This window comes from Variovorax sp. P4_D9 (assembly GCF_056401695.1).
Map to the genome: position 1 here is coordinate 1 of NZ_JBFUIU010001664.1, position 735 is coordinate 735.

At 63.8% G+C, this 735-nt stretch carries 2 protein-coding genes; one reads left to right on the forward strand and one right to left on the reverse strand.

Annotated elements, in window-relative coordinates; genetic code table 11:
* Positions 1-379 (forward strand): AMP-binding enzyme (locus AC1DY5_RS57635; RefSeq protein ID WP_478123042.1); only part of this gene is annotated, 379 nt, incomplete at its 5' end.
* A gap of 22 nt (positions 380-401) precedes the next feature.
* On the opposite strand, the gene AC1DY5_RS57640 is transcribed toward AC1DY5_RS57635, so the two are convergent.
* The coding region (locus tag AC1DY5_RS57640) for an AMP-binding enzyme (protein WP_478123043.1) at positions 402-735 on the reverse strand (334 nt) is incomplete at its 5' end.

Below are 735 nucleotides of genomic sequence, written 5' to 3' on the forward strand. Positions count from 1 at the left end.
CGCTTACGTGGTGAACGACGAGGGCTACATCCGGATCAACGGACGAAGCAAGGACATCATCATCCGCGGTGGAGAGAACATCCCTGTTTTCGAGATTGAGGCGCTCCTGCATCGACATCCCGCTGTCGCGGCGGCTGCGATCGTGGGCTATCCGGACGACCGGCTGGGCGAGCGTGCGTGTGCGTTCGTCGTGACCAAGCCCGGCCAGACGCTCGACATGGACGAACTGACCCGATACATGCGCACCTCGCAGACGGCCAAGCAGTATTGGCCCGAGAAGCTGGTCATCTGCGACGATCTTCCGAAGACCGCTAGCGGAAAGGTCCAGAAGTTCAAGCTGCGCGATCGCGCTAGCGACCTAACCTCCAGGCCGGCCTGAGCGGAGAGCCGGAATTGGCCGGTCAGCTCGCTGGGTGGTCGGGCACGGCCAGCCACTCGCGGAGCCGCCGGCGCAGGAGTTTGCCCGTAGGCGAACGAGGCAGGCTCTCGACGAGGCGGAAATCTGAAGGTCGTTTGATACGGCCGAGGTGCGACTCGCAGTGCGAACGCACCGAGGCGATCAATGTTTCCGGATCGCTGGTCGCTGTGCCCCGTGCAGGCACCACAAACGCCACAGGTCGCTCACCGAAGCGCTCGTCCGCGACTCCGACCACTGCGCAATCCCAAACGCCCTCGACGCCCCGAATCGCCGCCTCGATCTCCTGCGGGTACACGTTGACGCCACCAGAAATGATC